This window comes from Ekhidna sp. (genome assembly GCF_039940915.1).
Classification (GTDB): Bacteria; Bacteroidota; Bacteroidia; order Cytophagales; family Cyclobacteriaceae; genus Ekhidna.
Genome location: NZ_JBDVFO010000002.1, coordinates 229,662 through 243,995 on the forward strand (window position 1 = coordinate 229,662; position 14,334 = coordinate 243,995).

Genomic DNA, 14,334 nt, shown 5'->3' on the forward strand with positions numbered 1-14,334 from the left:
GAGATAACTATCCATATTCAAGTACTCGCAATGGGTTTTGACATTGATTGCATCGCTAGTCTGAAAATCTAAATTTCATATACTTGATTTTTTCGCCTTTCTCTGTCCAGATACGCTCATACTTGGTCTTTATACCATGATGCTCTTCAAGCAAAGGTGAATTGTATAGATCGAAGGTGAACTCATGATCTCGAATATTAAATTCAGTTAATACCTGAAGTCCATATTCAAAGAGTTCTGTATTATCCGTTTTGAAACGAAACCAGCCATCTGGTTTTAAAACATGCCTATATTTTTCAATGAAACTTCGATTGCACAGCCGGTGCTTTTCATCTCTTTCTTTCGGCCTTGGGTCGGGAAACGTTAACCATATCTCGTCCAGCTCATTTTGATCAAATGCCTTTAATATTTCAATGATATGCGTTCGAAGAAACGCCACATTATTCAGTTCATGTGTCTGCGCATATTGACTTCCTCTCCATACTCGATCACCTTTTATATCGATACCTATGAAGTTTTTATTTGGAAATTTTTCGGCCAATGAAATCGTGTATTCACCCCATCCGCATGCCAACTCAATGACTAATTCATTATCATTACCAAAGAATTCATTCCACTTACCATGGATTGTTTCGAAAAGTTCTTTTCCCGGCTCAATAACATTTTTACTTGCCATATTTTCGGAAAACTTCGTTAACTTATTTTTTTTAGCCAATTTTTATCTGATCTAGTAAATTCTATCAATCATGAAATCAACACTCCTACTTTTAGCCTTTTGCATCATTTCATTTGTATCTGTTTCTCAAGAAAAAGAAGCCGAAGTAGTAAAAGCTATTGATGACCTTACCATCAATTGGGACAATGAGGCAAAGACGCTGCAAACTTATGAAGGCTTGGGCAGTTTTTGTGGCCAATCCCAATACAGAAAGAAAATCATTTCAATGCTAGATGAAATCCATCATTATGACACTTTGCTGTATGGTATCGTGACTCGAAAGTTTAATGCGAATGGAGATAAAGAGGCTAAAGCGACGTTGGATGATATCGAAACACTTGAAAGCGAGTATACCACAAGATCTTTCCGAAGGTTTATCCATCAGGAATGCAATACGTACAACGATATTGAAAAAAACCTGGGAAGAGAAAAAGGCTCAGAATACAAAGAGGAAGTCAAAGCCCTTGAATCCGAATTGAAGAAATATGTTGTTGAGATTACTAAGCAGATTGATTTGATTGATGAGCATGTACATCATTTGCACTTGGGTGAGGATTAAAGTTCTTCTACCTCTGCAACGACGAAAGTACTCCCAGTGATCAAAATGAGATCTTCTTGCTTTGCACGCCCTTTGGCCTGAATCAATGCGTCTTTTACTTCATGAAAGCACTCTCCTTCGAGTCCACTCATGACCCCTTGAATGGCGAGCTCTTCTACGGGCAAGGCACGAGGCACAGATGATTGAGTCCAGTGGATTTTTGTATTTGGTGGAATAAGTTTAAAAATAGGCGCCAGCGATTTTTCCTTTACAGATCCAAAAATCAAATGCATCATTCCCTGATTAAGATCTTTTGCTTGATCAAAGAGTACTTTAAGGCCGTCTTCATTGTGACTGACATCAGCAATTACCAAGGGATTTTCTCCTAAAATTTGAAACCTACCCTTCAATCCTGTCAGCTCATTTACCTGATCTATCGCTGCATACATTTGATGCTCTCCTATCTCCCATCCTTGCCTGGTTAGCTCTTCCAGTACCGTTAAAATACCCGGCAAATTTTTAACTAAATAGTTTGGTGCCAGCCTATTTGGCTTCCAACTGGTTTCCTTTGATACAATAAGTGGCGCATTTAATGCAGTGGCAACTTCTTTAAAAACCGGGAAAGTACTCTTCTCATCCACTTCACCAATGACAACCGGAACTCCCTGTTTGATGATGCCAGCCTTTTCTTTCGCAATTTCAGGAAGGGTCTCACCCAACATTTCCATGTGATCAAATCCGATATTGGTGATCAAACTCACCTCGGGGGTAATCACATTTGTGCTATCCAACCTACCTCCTAGCCCCGTTTCAATGATCGCAATATCGACTTTTTCTTTCGCGAAAAAATCAAATGCCATTGCTACTGTGATCTCAAAAAAAGAAGGCGCTATTTCTTCAATAATCGGCCCTATTCTATCCACAAAGTCAACCACGAAAGACTCAGAAACCTCATTTCCATTGATTCTAATTCGTTCCGTAAAGCTTTTAAGGTGCGGAGAAGTGTATAAGCCAACCTTGTATCCGGAACTTTGCAATGCAGCAGCTATGCAGTGCGCTGAAGTCCCCTTTCCATTGGTACCCGCAATGTGTACACTTTTGAATTTGGTATGTGGCTCTTTTAAAAAATCTAACAATCGAAGCGTATTGGTTAAGTCCTTTTTATAAGCAACCTTACCCACTCGTTGGTACATGGGCAATCGAGCAAAGAGATACTCGAGCGTCTCCTGATATGTCATTTTGATTTGATGATAAATGTGACGGTTCCAGTAGAAACAGCAGCAGCCTTATAATCAGCAGTTTTACTAAATGTCAATTTTTCAACCGCTTGCCTGTACTTTCTTTCAACAGACGGTGAAACTGTAGAAGTCACCGTTTCAATCTTGACCAGATAGCCATCCTGATCCACCACAATTTTATAAACAATTTTACCTGATTGATCTGATTGGTCATCAGGTTTTGGTTTGAAATCCCAAACCCAGCCAGCCAATGCTAGATTTGCACCTTCAGCGTCCCCGGTATTATTTCCTTGACTTCCATATATGGCACGCTCATCTACTTCCTTTTCCTCTTCTTCGCCTTCTGATGGATTTTCACTTGACTCCTCTGAATTAGTCTCTGAAGGCGTCATAACGGCTCTCGAATCAACTTCTTGCTCTTCTTCCGCTGGTTCAGACTCTTCCGGTTTAGCTTCTTCTACTTTTATTGGAGAGTCAACTTCAGACACTGTAGCCTCTTCCTGAATGTTTTCCTCTGCTTCAACCACTTCCTGAACGACCTCTGACTCGGTTTGCTCTTCCTGCTCTTGTGTTACTTCCTCAGTAGCAGGTGCTTGTTCGGAAGGGGAAGATGTTGCCGGTGCTCCGGCGGAGGTTGTGAAACCCAGCTCTATGCCATACTCTGGTATTGGAGGGAAGGGCTCTCGCCAGGCAATAATGAAATAGAATAGAATGAGCAATACCAGCTGTACAATTACTGATGTAAGCCAGCCGATGCGCTTGTTTTGCTCTTCTTTCTTTTCTCGTTCTTCCATCACTCAGGTTTCGTTGCTATTGAAACTTTTGCTTTTAAGGCTGTGGCAATTCCTGCGACTTCTACAAGTCTTTCAACCGGTACCGATGCATCGCAATGGAGCACAACAATACCTTCCTTGCCAGACAAGTTATTTCTAAGAACGGATTCTAAGGATGTGCGATTGACCTTTTGATTATTAACAAAGTAGGTGAGGTTCTTTGTAATGGTGACACTCACTTTTTGCATGACAATCTCCGAGGACTTAGATGAAGGAAGATTGACTGGCAGGCCTGACGGTGTAATGAATGATGCCGTAAGCATAAAGAATATCAACAGCAGGAATATAATATCCGTCATGGATGACATGCTGAAACTTGCATTCACCTTATGTTTAGATTTTAAATCCATTACTTCTTCGGTTCTTGTAGAAGATCTATAAAATCAATGACATTGAATTCCATGGTATGAATCACCTTTCCTACCTTAGAAACGAGGTAATTGTATCCCAAGTATGCTAATATACCTACAAAGAGGCCAGCGGCGGTTGTAATCATGGCCTCATAAATACCGGAAGACAAGAGCTTAGGGCTAACTGCACCTTCTTCTTGAGCTATGGCTATGAATGCTTGTATCATACCTGTAACTGTACCTAGAAAGCCAATCATAGGCGCAGCTCCCGATATCGTAGCTAGGAGGTTGAGGTTTTTCTCCAAACGGTAGATTTCAAGTTTTCCTACATTTTCAATGCTTACTTCTATGTTCTTTAGTGGGTTACCTATCCTACTTATTCCCTTTTCGATCATGCGAGCTACTGGCGTTTCCGTTTTACTGCACAGCATTTTAGCTCCATTGATATCACCAGATATCACTAGCGATCGTATTTGATCCTTAAAAGATTCAGGTGTTTTAGCTGCAGAGCCCAGCGTGCGGGTTCTTTCCACAAAAATGTAAATGGCAACCATCCAAAGTAAAAGGATGGGAATCATCATGTAACCTCCATTTGTGAGGAGCTCCAACAATGATATTGTTTCTTCGGATTCTAGACTCTCAACCAGAGGGTCTTGCATAACACTAATGAGCATATGTTCTTTTATAATGAGTTAATTGAATGAATAGTCACTCAAACAAACTGAACGCAGTAATCGAAAGATTAGTGTTTAGTATTTCAAAATCCATATATCCTCACCATATTCAGCTTTCAAGCCATCTACCGCCCGCTGTGATTCAGCCAACGATGCATATCCTGAAATTGCCACACGGTGCGTCACTGCTTTACCAAATGGAGGTATAATCGATGGGCTTTTACCAGCACTTGAAAGTTCATTGGCATAGTCCATGGCCATATCACCATCAAGAAAACTTCCAATAATTATATAGAAATTGCCCGTTCGATCGCTCAAAGCATTGATCGTCCCTGGTGTTGCTGCTACAGGTGTTGCCACTTGTTCAGCAGGCTGCTCTTCTTCTTGTCGGTTATTTGCTGCATTATTCTCTGCAGGCTGAGTGCTGCCACTATCGCTAGCAGGCTTCTCAGCAGGTTTGTTCTCAGGAGTTTTCACCTCAGGCTTAGGTGTTGCTTTCTCCGCCACTGCTGTCTCAGAGTTATCATCATCTCCTCCAAGAGACAAGCCCCATGCCACTGCGCCCAATACTGTGAAAATCACAATACCAATAATCACAACTTTGGCAAATTTCCCTTTGCTCTCCGAAGGCGTACTATCTGACTGAAAGGTATCATCCACATCAGAAATACTCTCTTCTTCGGTATCCATCAAGTCTTTCTCAAACTGAGCAAACTCATCTTCATCCAGTACATCACTATCAAAAACAGAATCTGGAATATCTTCCCCTGTCTCATCTCCATCTTCAGCTGAAGCTTCAAAATCGTCAAAAGACTCCTCTTCATAAAAATCATCCATGGCCACATCAGAGGAATCGTCCGTGGAATCTGTATCTTCAAAAGAATCGCCCAAGGAATCTGCATCAGCAAATGCATCATCTGTCGAGCTATCTTCCGTCGAAGCATCTTCTTCCACAGAGTTATCATCATCAGCAAACGAATCCTCTAGCGAACTGTCGTCGGCAAAAGCATCATCTGCTGAGCTATCATCATCGAAAGTATCATCAAAAGAGCTATCGTCACCGAAAGCATCATCCATTGATAGGTCATCGTCAAGTGCAGCCTCTAATTCTTCGTCTGAGATTTGGTCTGGAATCTCTTCGTCTTCAGTAGACTCACTATCGAAGGCAGCATCCTCTTCTACTACTTCTTCTTTTGTTTCTTCTACAGGTGCTTCTGCAGCAGGTTCATCGGCGGTTGTTGACTCTTCTGGTTCACTGGAATCATCGTCGTCCAAAGCTTCATAGTCTAACTCTGGTAAACCAAAATCCTCATCGTCTCCGAAGAAATCGTCCTGTTCTTTGTCGTTGGTGTTGTCGTCTTTTGCCATAGTATGTTTTTTGACCGAACCAAGATAAAATAAAATTCAATACTAGGAAATATTATAATCAGAAACGGTACTGACCGCCTATTTTGAATGTAAGTCCTCTGGTTGGGTACCCCAAATATCGTTCGTATTCGTTATTCAACAAATTATTCACATCAATGAATGCAGAGGCTCTTGAGGTGATGAGGTATTTGGCACCTAACCCTAAGTCTGTAAACGCTGGTAATTTGACATATCCAAAATCGACGTTTGCTGCTCCTCGGACGCCACCCATACTTGTGAGATACGCCGAAATAATGAGTTTTTCCTGAACATTATGACTTGTATATGCCTTCAAAATATAGGAAGGTCTATGCCACGGACGATCCAATGATTCCACTGAATATCCATTTATTTCAAGATTAATGCCATAAGTACTTGTCGCTGTTGGCATAAAAGACAGGTTCGATTTGAGTGTAACAACCCCGACAGATTCTGTATCATATGCCAGTGTGTATCTGGAGGAATCTGAATTGGATGGCACATAAAAAGGCAATCCTTTAATGGAACTATAGGTTAGACTAAGATCTAAAAGGACATTTTTGAATGGTGTACCCTTGAACCCTCCACCAAATTGAGATGTGAATTCTTGCTGTGCGATACTAAGAGAGTCATCTAAAAACTGATTTTCACTTAGCAGCTGATTCAGCCCATTCCAAGCCTGCCCGCCAGAAAGAAGTCCATAAATTGTCCATTGCTTACTCAAGTTGTACTCGATTTTCGCGCGTGGATAGAACCCTGTTTTGGATTCCTCTGCGGCCTTTCCTGAAGAAAGCATGAATCCTGCCGTAATGGACAATTCATCTTTCCTGTGTCTTACCCAAGGGTTTATGTTAAATAAAGAGCGATTGTATTGAATGCCTCCATCATAGGATGCGCCTCTTCCTTCTATATTGAACCCAGTTGTGAAGTAATCATCAATTTGATAGCTTAAATATCCCGTCACTCCAAAATCTCTATCCGTATTCAAGCCCGTTCCTGAATCCATATTCTGATCTGTATATGAAACAAAGGGCTTTAAGTTGTAAGTCAAATCTTTGCTCATTCCACTGAGTAGCATCTCAAATTGCCATTCACTCAATGTAACGTCAGCTGGATTGGTTGCATCAAAACCGGCATTGATTCGATTGGCATTTCCATAAAAACTGTACCGATTGACATTGTATTTGAGAGAGGGTGTGAAAATGAAAGCGTTTTTTCTGTATGTACCTGAAATATCTAGGCTAGCCAACGTATTCCCGCTATTTTCATCGTTAACCGGACCGGATTTAAAGCTTTCGTAAAATAGTTTAGTCTTTGTCTGGAAAGCGCCCAAGGTTTGGAATAAACCAGCTTCAAATAGCGGTGAGCTATAATTACCAAATCCAAGCTTAACATAGTTCTGGAATCCCTCAAGTGGGTATTGTTCATTTAAGGTTTTAAAAGGGACATCAGATTTATAGTCTGGCCATTCGAAAGTGGGCTCATTAACTTGAAAAGTTACATTTATAGGCGCATCACTAAAAGCGTTTGGCACACTTCTAACATAAATCTTGTCTGCCTGTGGCAGAATGATCTTGTTGTCCTTTTCGATTACAATTTCACCAGAAATTATCTCCCCTTGTGTTCTCGTACTGTCCGTCTGAGCGAGCAGAAGTTGAGCGACAAATGCAAAAAATAGTGATAATAAGATCCTCATATATTAGTCCTTGATTTGAGTTGAATCCCCCTCTAGTGAGGTTTGTTCTATTTGATCTAAAAGTGTTTGAGATTTTACTTTAACATCCTCATTTTTAGAATGTTGAATAATTGATCTTAAAGTTGCTTTTGCCTGAAAAAGCTCATCCATTTCAATGTAATTTCGAGCTATTAGCAAGTATGATTCATCTACCCATTGTGTATAACTACCATAGTCAGAATTGAGAAGGAAAAGAATATCGAGCGACTTTTCGTATTCACTTTCCTGAAAAGCCATTAGACCTAGAAAATAGTTGGCTTCTGCTCCTTTTTCATCCTTGATTTCTGCTAGCCGTTTGAAGTTATCTGTGGCTTGCACGAAATCCTTGAGCTGAAACCAACTTCTTGCCTTGACCACAATCGCCTCTTGCTCAGCATTCAAAGGCTTCCAATCTGCTGCGATAATCTCATCGGCATAGGTAATTGCATCGTTGTGGCGTTTGAGATCAAGATACAGTAGCATGAGTCCTTGGCGTGCATTGTAACCATCTTTTGGTGATAGATTCAGATCGCTCAAAAGCTTATACGCTTCTTCCGCTTCTTCAGTAAAATCAAGACGCTTGTTGATTTCTCCCAATCGATTTAAAATCCTGCCGGTGAGTGGATTTCTCACAAATTTCAACTCATTGAATAACGGTCTAGCACTAGCCAACTCATCGGTTCTGTAGTACGAATCCGCTTGATAATACTTTGCTTCAATCTTATTGCTGCTTTCCGGATAGTCCTTGATGTATTTTTCAAATGCAGCGGCTGCTTCTGCATAAGAAAAATCAAAATAAAGCCGTTTCGCGGATTCAAATTCAATCAGTTCCAAACTTCCATCCTCAGGATTGACTTTTTTATATTGCGCGATATACTTGTCAAGATTACGAATACTCAGCCCTGCCTGCTGAAGTTCTTGCATACCCAAAATTGCATTTAAGGCTATTTCGGAATCAATGTGGTTGTCTAAAATAGCTTTATAGTCTTCAGAAGCTCCAGCTAAATCATCCATGTTTTTTTTGGAGATCCCTCTATTTAGAAGTGCCTCTACTACCAGAGACGAATTGGGATGCTCCGTGATTACATTGGAAAAAAAGGACGCTGCCTCGGGAAATTTGGCTGACTCAAACTGAATCATCCCGGACTGGAACTGAGCTTGTGCTCCATATCTTTTATCAGAAAACAAGCTACTAAAAGTGCGAGTGGCTTCACTTTCATTTCCTAAGCTTTTCAATGACATTGCTTTTTGAAAGGTGACATATGCTGAACTTGTTTCGAGGGTCAGTTTATCATAAATAGTGAATGCTTCCTGATATGACTTGGTGGCATACAGACAGTCTGCAAGCCGGACATTAGCATCTAGTTGCATTTCTGAATTAGCTATTTGCAATGCTTTCCTGAAATGTGGAATTGCGTCCTGATATTGCTGTTTATTGTAGCGCGCATAACCAATACCGTAATGTGATGCTGGCTCAATAGTAGCTTGTTTTGTATAGTAATTGATTGCTAGGTCAAACTGGTTGCTTTTCATGGCTATTTCAGCCAAGTGAAAATACGCTCCATTTGAAAGCGTCCTATCTGTATCTGGTGTAAATCGAAGGCTTTCTCTGAACCACTTATCCGCCTCACTAAAATTCACATCATTGAACATAAGCACCGCTTTTTGATACGTCACTTTTTGATAGACCTCTTTTTGTGTATCATTGATGATTCCCGTACTATTTAAGTGATCGATGGCCAAATCATAGTTGGAAGTGCGTAAATAGGATTGGGCGATCAAGTTTTGCATGGATTCCCTCTTGGATGAATCTTTGAATTGATTCAGGTAGTCGGTGGCATAGTTTATTGCTTCCGTGAAGAATCCTAATTTGGCATTGATCTTGGACGCCTGATAAAAAGATTCCTCTTTAATTGCATTGTTGCTCGATGCTGATGCTTCAATATAAGCGGTTAACGATTTTTCGAATGCTTGCTTTTTCAGATACAGTCGTGCCAACTGAAGTGCACTTAACTGCGCGTACTCGCCACCTTGAATACCTGCTTGGGTTAAAAAATCGATGGCTAAATCTTCATTTCCAATTTTAAATTTTGAAACTCCTGCCTGGTAGTATAATGCCGCGGATGGCTTGAACGGATGTAGTTCAATTGCTCTTTCAAAAAAAGCATCCGCTTTAGCTTCCTGATCTTTCAGAGCATAAGCCTCTCCGATTAGTTGGTGAAATCCAGAATTAGTGATGGTTTTTTCATCTGAGAGTTCATTTTGAGCCATCTCAATGACTTCATCCATTTCACCATTCTCAAGCCTTATCTTGGCAATGAAGAATTTAGACGAGTTGCTGAATTCTTCGGAATTCTCAACTTTAGTCAATTTGTCCAGAGCTGCTTCACTGTTTCCTAGATGATACTCCGAAAAGCCTTCATAATAGTCCAGTTTAAACGATTCTTCGAATTCATTTTTTCTTGAGAACTGAAACAAGTTATTGGCGTCCTTATAATTTTCCTCATCCAATTTCAAGAGTCCGAATACAAACCCATAAGAAGCTTTATCACGTTTTGTTAAATCTCCTGAATTCACGGCCATCAAGTATTTCTTACTTTTTAGTGTGTCTCGCTCATAAAAGTAATATTCGCCTAAATGATAGTTTACCAGCGGTTTTATCGGATGTTTGGGATTTTCTACTAGCCAACCTTCAACTTTACCTGCTTCACCATTTCCCGTCTTTAACTCACTTAAAAGCAAAAGTATTTCTTCGTCTTCTGTTTTGTTTTTTTTCGCGCTGAGTTTTCCAACTACACTTTTATACTTCCTCACTTGAAAGCTTTCAAATGCAGATAGATCAGCATACTGTCCACCTGGAATCGAACTTTGACCGAACGACAGATAAAATGAAAATCCGAAGAAGAGTAATAGGTATTTTCTCAATGCTGAACTGTTTTTGACCATGGAATGCAACGAATATTCGATACTAAATTGTGTTAGTTCATCAATTTATATACCAATTCTGTTAAAACGGGACCTTCTTTTTTTGTTGCATAGCCAATTCCTTTGGATTGCATATCTGCCTCATGCAAGTATTTAATATTTTGGGCCACTTTAGATACTGGATAATTTCTTGCTGCTCGTAAATATTCTTTCACAAAAAAAGGATTTACTCCTATCAAAGATGCTACGGCTTTATCGTTCTGATTTTCAGCATGATGAATAAGCAACAGCTTGCTGAAATAAGAAAACAAGCTATAAATGGTAAGAACGAGTGGGTTATTTCCTGGATTTGAGGCAAAGTAATCAGCTATTTTATGCGCCTTAAGTTTATTCATCGAACTAAGCGCTTTTTGCAGTTCAAATATGTTGTATTCTTTACTGATCCCCACATACCTCTGTACCATGCCAGCATCAACCTGTTGACCTTCCTTCACATTTAGAAGCAGTTTCTCGACTTCATTAGCTAAACGTTGTAGATTGTTTCCAATGTTTTCGGATAGCATCATTACCGCACTGTCATCCATTTTGATGCCTTTGGCTTTGCAAAAAGACCTGATCCAGTCTGGCACTTGATTGTCGTAAAGTTTCTTTGCATTCAAAAAAACAGCATGTTTTTCAATGACCTTTCCAAACTTGGTGCGCTTATCTATTGATTTATACTTATATCCAAAAACCAGTATGGTGCTAGCGAGCGGATTTTCTAAGTAATTGATGACCAGACTCTGCTTATCCTCCTTACTCCAGTCGCGCATCTCCTGGGCTTCTTTTACAATGACCACCTGACGTTCACCCATCATTGGGTATCTTCTAGCAGCACCAATTACATCAGTGAGTGTTGTATCCTTACCGTAGAGAATAATCTGATTGAAACTTCTCTGGCTTTCTTCCAAAGCCGTGTCTTCAATATTATCAACAATACTGTCAATGAAGAATGTCTCTTCACCTTGTAAGAAATATACAGGAGCAAACGACCCACTCTTAATGTCTCTAAGTATTTCGGTATAATCTGATGCCATATTTCAAAGGTAAAGGCTACCTTAGAAAATAATCATGCGTAGATTTCTATTTCTTTTATTTATTGTGGTGTATTCCACGCATTTGTATGCGCAGCGTACTGAGATTGATAGCCTAAAGGAAGTTTTGGATAATCTGGAGGCTATGGATACAACCTACCTCAATGTTGTCAATGATCTTGCTTTTCGCTTGAGCATGTCAGACCAACAAAGTTCTATCTCTTATATCAATCGAGCCATTACTCTTGCCAAAGAGCTGAAATACGAAAAAGGTCTTGTTCGTGCAATTACCATCAAAGGCAGCAGTTTCCTTATTACTGGAATGCCCGATCAGGCACTTACTTACTACCTGGAAGCCCTCAACTACCATCCTGAGCGATATCCATCGGAGTATGTGAGCCTCAATAACAACATTGGCGAAGTATACAGAAGAAAGGAAGTTTATGATTCCAGCATCAAATATTTCAACAAGGCGTTGACGCAGGCCTTAGAAAAATCGGGTAATACCCAACCCATAATTATTTATTCAAACCTTGGGGAAGTAAGCTTGATGCAAGGGAATATTTCTCAAGCTGAGGGCTTCTTTGAGAAATGCTTAGCGAAAGCAATAGATATAAATCATCTACGAGGGCAAGGTTATGGGTATTATGGTCTTGCGGAGTGTGCTTTTCTACAAGGCAACATTGATAAAGCCGTTGAGTTAATGAGAAAGTCTACTGAGGTGAGGTTGAGGGGGAACCATAAAAGAGGCATTATTCAATCCTATTTAAAGCTTGGTGATTACTTTAACTCTCATCCATTGAACATGCCCGACAGTGCTTTTTATTATTGGCATGAAACGAAGGACCTGGCTAGAACCCACGAGGCGAACGATTTGCTAAGCGAGGTTTATGATAAACTGTATACATATTATTTCGAACGAGATAGCGTCGCTAAAGCCGCAACATACCTGAACTTGTATAAACACCTGAATGACAGCATTCAAAATGCAGCGTTCATTTCCAATGTGGAAAAAATAAAGTCCGCACTGAGGTCAGAGCTTATTGATGCGGAAAATGAGCTACTTAAGCAAGAAAGTAGACAACATCAAGTTGAAGATAAGGCACGTCTCATCCTGATGTTGCTATCATTTTTGCTGGTTTTGGGATTGATTGCCTTTTATTATCAATATAGAAAACGACAAAGAGTTTCCGACGAAGCAAAAAGTGAAGCAAGCTTTACCCATACACTTCTTTCGCTATCGAAAGAATTGAACACGCATAGCTTTAACCTTGATTTTTTTATAAAAAAACTACTGATTGTTTCTCAAGAAACACTTAGATGCGATAGAGCCACCTACTGGATCATGGATTCAGAAAATCAATCAATTTCTCTAAAGTCCAAAGCAGAAAGCAAAACATCAGCTAAAATTCCAAAGATTGAATTTACTAAAGATGAATTTCCGAAGTTTTTCAGCGATTTTCTTACCAATAGGACAGTAGCGGTAAGTCGCATTAGTCAAGATGGAAGGCTTTCGGAGATTTACAGTAAGTACTTCAAAAAATTTGGCATTGAATCAATTCTAAATGCTCCCATAATTGTAGATGGTGAGTTTCTGGGGTTCATTTCCTACACAATGACAAATCATCAAATACGAAATTGGATGGTTCAGGAACAACGATATGTTGGTTCATTGGCCGACTTGATCGTTGTTGCGATAAGAAAAAGTAGAACAAACAGTCTTGAGAATGATAAGGTAGAACTGATAAAAAAATTAAAAATTAGAAACAAGAGTCTTCAAGAATTTAACGCTGTAATTAGTCACAATTTGCGAGAACCTTTGACTCAAATCATCGGGCTGACCTCACTCTTGCAAGATCAAAAAGCTATCTCACGATCTGAAAGCGATGAAATTATTTCTCGAATATCAGATTCTTCTAATAATGTTGATAGCGTGATAAAGGAATTAAGCGTGGTGCTCAGTGAAAGTGATCCGAGGCAAAAGGACTTTAGGATGCTTTCATTGGAACGTCTCCTCAAAGAAATTATCGATCCGTTGAAGAAAGAGAAAGAGTTTCAAAATATTACAATCGAGCAAGATTTGAAATTGAGCAGGATAAGATCTTATCGACCTTACCTGTTTGAGGCGCTATCTCAGTTAATTGCTAACAGCATAAAGTTTGCGGACTCAAAAAGGCATCTAAACATAAAAATTAAAAGTTATGAAGATGCACACAAACAGTACATAGTTATTTCAGACAATGGAAGAGGAATGGATTTAAAGCTCTTTGGGGATAAAATATTTAAAATGTATCAACGCTATCACCCGGAAATTACAGGAAGAGGAATTGGTCTTTTCATAGTAAAAAACAGAATAAATATGCTGAATGGATTTATAAACGTGAAGAGTAAGGAAGGGGAAGGAACCACCTTTACCATTGAGTTTCCGAAGTACAATCCTGACTCAATTAAGGTATGAAGACACTAAATCTTTGATCATGTCAACTGACAATGGTTTTGGCTTATAATCAACGCCATACTTTGTATCAGCGCGTTCCTTATCCGCCGGATTTATGGATGATGTAAGCATGACAATCTTACTTGGATGCGGAATATTCTCTGACTTACAATGATCTAAAAACTGCCAACCATCCATGATGGGCATGTTTATATCCAACAAGACGAGTGAGTCATCCTTAGGGCGATCATTTCTGACAAAATAATCTAGTGCTTCCTCCGCTGAATCAAAAGTTAGTACTTCATCGACTAGCTCAGACCGTTCTATTATCATTTTATTTAGATAATTGGTGGTGGCATCATCGTCAATCAACACGATTCTCTTCATTGTATCATCCATCTACTAAATAGTAAAGTAAATACAATACTCGTCCTTTTTGTGTTCAATAAAA

General features: G+C 39.6%; 12 protein-coding genes. 2 read left to right on the plus strand and 10 right to left on the minus strand.

What is annotated here, in order from left to right:
* Positions 1-55: 55 nt before the first annotated feature.
* Entirely contained in the window at positions 56-715 is a 660-nt protein-coding gene (gene trmB / locus ABJF57_RS06260) for a tRNA (guanosine(46)-N7)-methyltransferase TrmB (RefSeq protein ID WP_462233463.1), read from the minus strand.
* A 31-nt stretch (positions 716-746) separates the two neighbouring features.
* Here trmB and ABJF57_RS06265 point away from each other — a divergent pair, with 31 nt between their 5' ends.
* Positions 747-1,274: a hypothetical protein gene (locus tag ABJF57_RS06265; RefSeq protein WP_462233465.1), complete on the plus strand. Its 528-nt coding sequence runs from the start codon at positions 747-749 to the stop codon at positions 1,272-1,274.
* Here ABJF57_RS06265 and ABJF57_RS06270 read toward each other — a convergent pair.
* From ABJF57_RS06270 to holA, 8 genes are all read right to left on the minus strand, one after another.
* Positions 1,271-2,491, minus strand: a complete 1,221-nt coding sequence (locus tag ABJF57_RS06270; protein WP_462233467.1) for a bifunctional folylpolyglutamate synthase/dihydrofolate synthase — start codon at positions 2,489-2,491, stop codon at positions 1,271-1,273. The two genes, ABJF57_RS06265 and ABJF57_RS06270, sit on opposite strands and share 4 nt — an antisense overlap.
* Complete coding sequence (locus ABJF57_RS06275) at positions 2,488-3,285, minus strand: hypothetical protein (protein WP_462233468.1); 798 nt, start codon at positions 3,283-3,285, stop codon at positions 2,488-2,490. The genes ABJF57_RS06270 and ABJF57_RS06275 overlap by 4 nt, the downstream gene beginning before the upstream one ends.
* Entirely contained in the window at positions 3,285-3,674 is a 390-nt protein-coding gene (locus ABJF57_RS06280) for an ExbD/TolR family protein (RefSeq protein ID WP_462233470.1), read from the minus strand. Before ABJF57_RS06280 ends, ABJF57_RS06275 begins: the two co-directional genes overlap by 1 nt.
* Complete coding sequence (locus ABJF57_RS06285; RefSeq protein WP_462233471.1) at positions 3,674-4,348, minus strand: MotA/TolQ/ExbB proton channel family protein; 675 nt, start codon at positions 4,346-4,348, stop codon at positions 3,674-3,676. Before ABJF57_RS06285 ends, ABJF57_RS06280 begins: the two co-directional genes overlap by 1 nt.
* A gap of 75 nt (positions 4,349-4,423) precedes the next feature.
* On the minus strand, positions 4,424-5,716 hold the full coding sequence (locus ABJF57_RS06290) for an SPOR domain-containing protein (protein WP_462233472.1): 1,293 nt from the start codon (positions 5,714-5,716) through the stop codon (positions 4,424-4,426).
* A 58-nt stretch (positions 5,717-5,774) separates the two neighbouring features.
* Positions 5,775-7,430, minus strand: a complete 1,656-nt coding sequence (locus ABJF57_RS06295) for a porin family protein (RefSeq protein WP_462233474.1) — start codon at positions 7,428-7,430, stop codon at positions 5,775-5,777.
* Positions 7,431-7,433: 3 nt separating this feature from the next.
* Positions 7,434-10,373: a tetratricopeptide repeat protein gene (locus ABJF57_RS06300; protein ID WP_462233476.1), complete on the minus strand. Its 2,940-nt coding sequence runs from the start codon at positions 10,371-10,373 to the stop codon at positions 7,434-7,436.
* A gap of 53 nt (positions 10,374-10,426) precedes the next feature.
* Positions 10,427-11,449, minus strand: a complete 1,023-nt coding sequence (gene holA / locus ABJF57_RS06305) for a DNA polymerase III subunit delta (protein WP_462233478.1) — start codon at positions 11,447-11,449, stop codon at positions 10,427-10,429.
* Positions 11,450-11,483: 34 nt separating this feature from the next.
* On the opposite strand from holA, the gene ABJF57_RS06310 reads away from it, so the two are divergent.
* Positions 11,484-13,904 (plus strand): tetratricopeptide repeat protein, encoded by a 2,421-nt coding sequence (locus tag ABJF57_RS06310; protein ID WP_462233479.1) that lies wholly within the window; start codon positions 11,484-11,486, stop codon positions 13,902-13,904.
* On the opposite strand, the gene ABJF57_RS06315 is transcribed toward ABJF57_RS06310, so the two are convergent.
* A complete protein-coding gene (locus ABJF57_RS06315; protein WP_462233481.1) occupies positions 13,890-14,282 on the minus strand; it encodes a response regulator in 393 nt (130 codons plus the stop codon). The two genes, ABJF57_RS06310 and ABJF57_RS06315, sit on opposite strands and share 15 nt — an antisense overlap.
* Positions 14,283-14,334 lie beyond the last annotated feature (52 nt).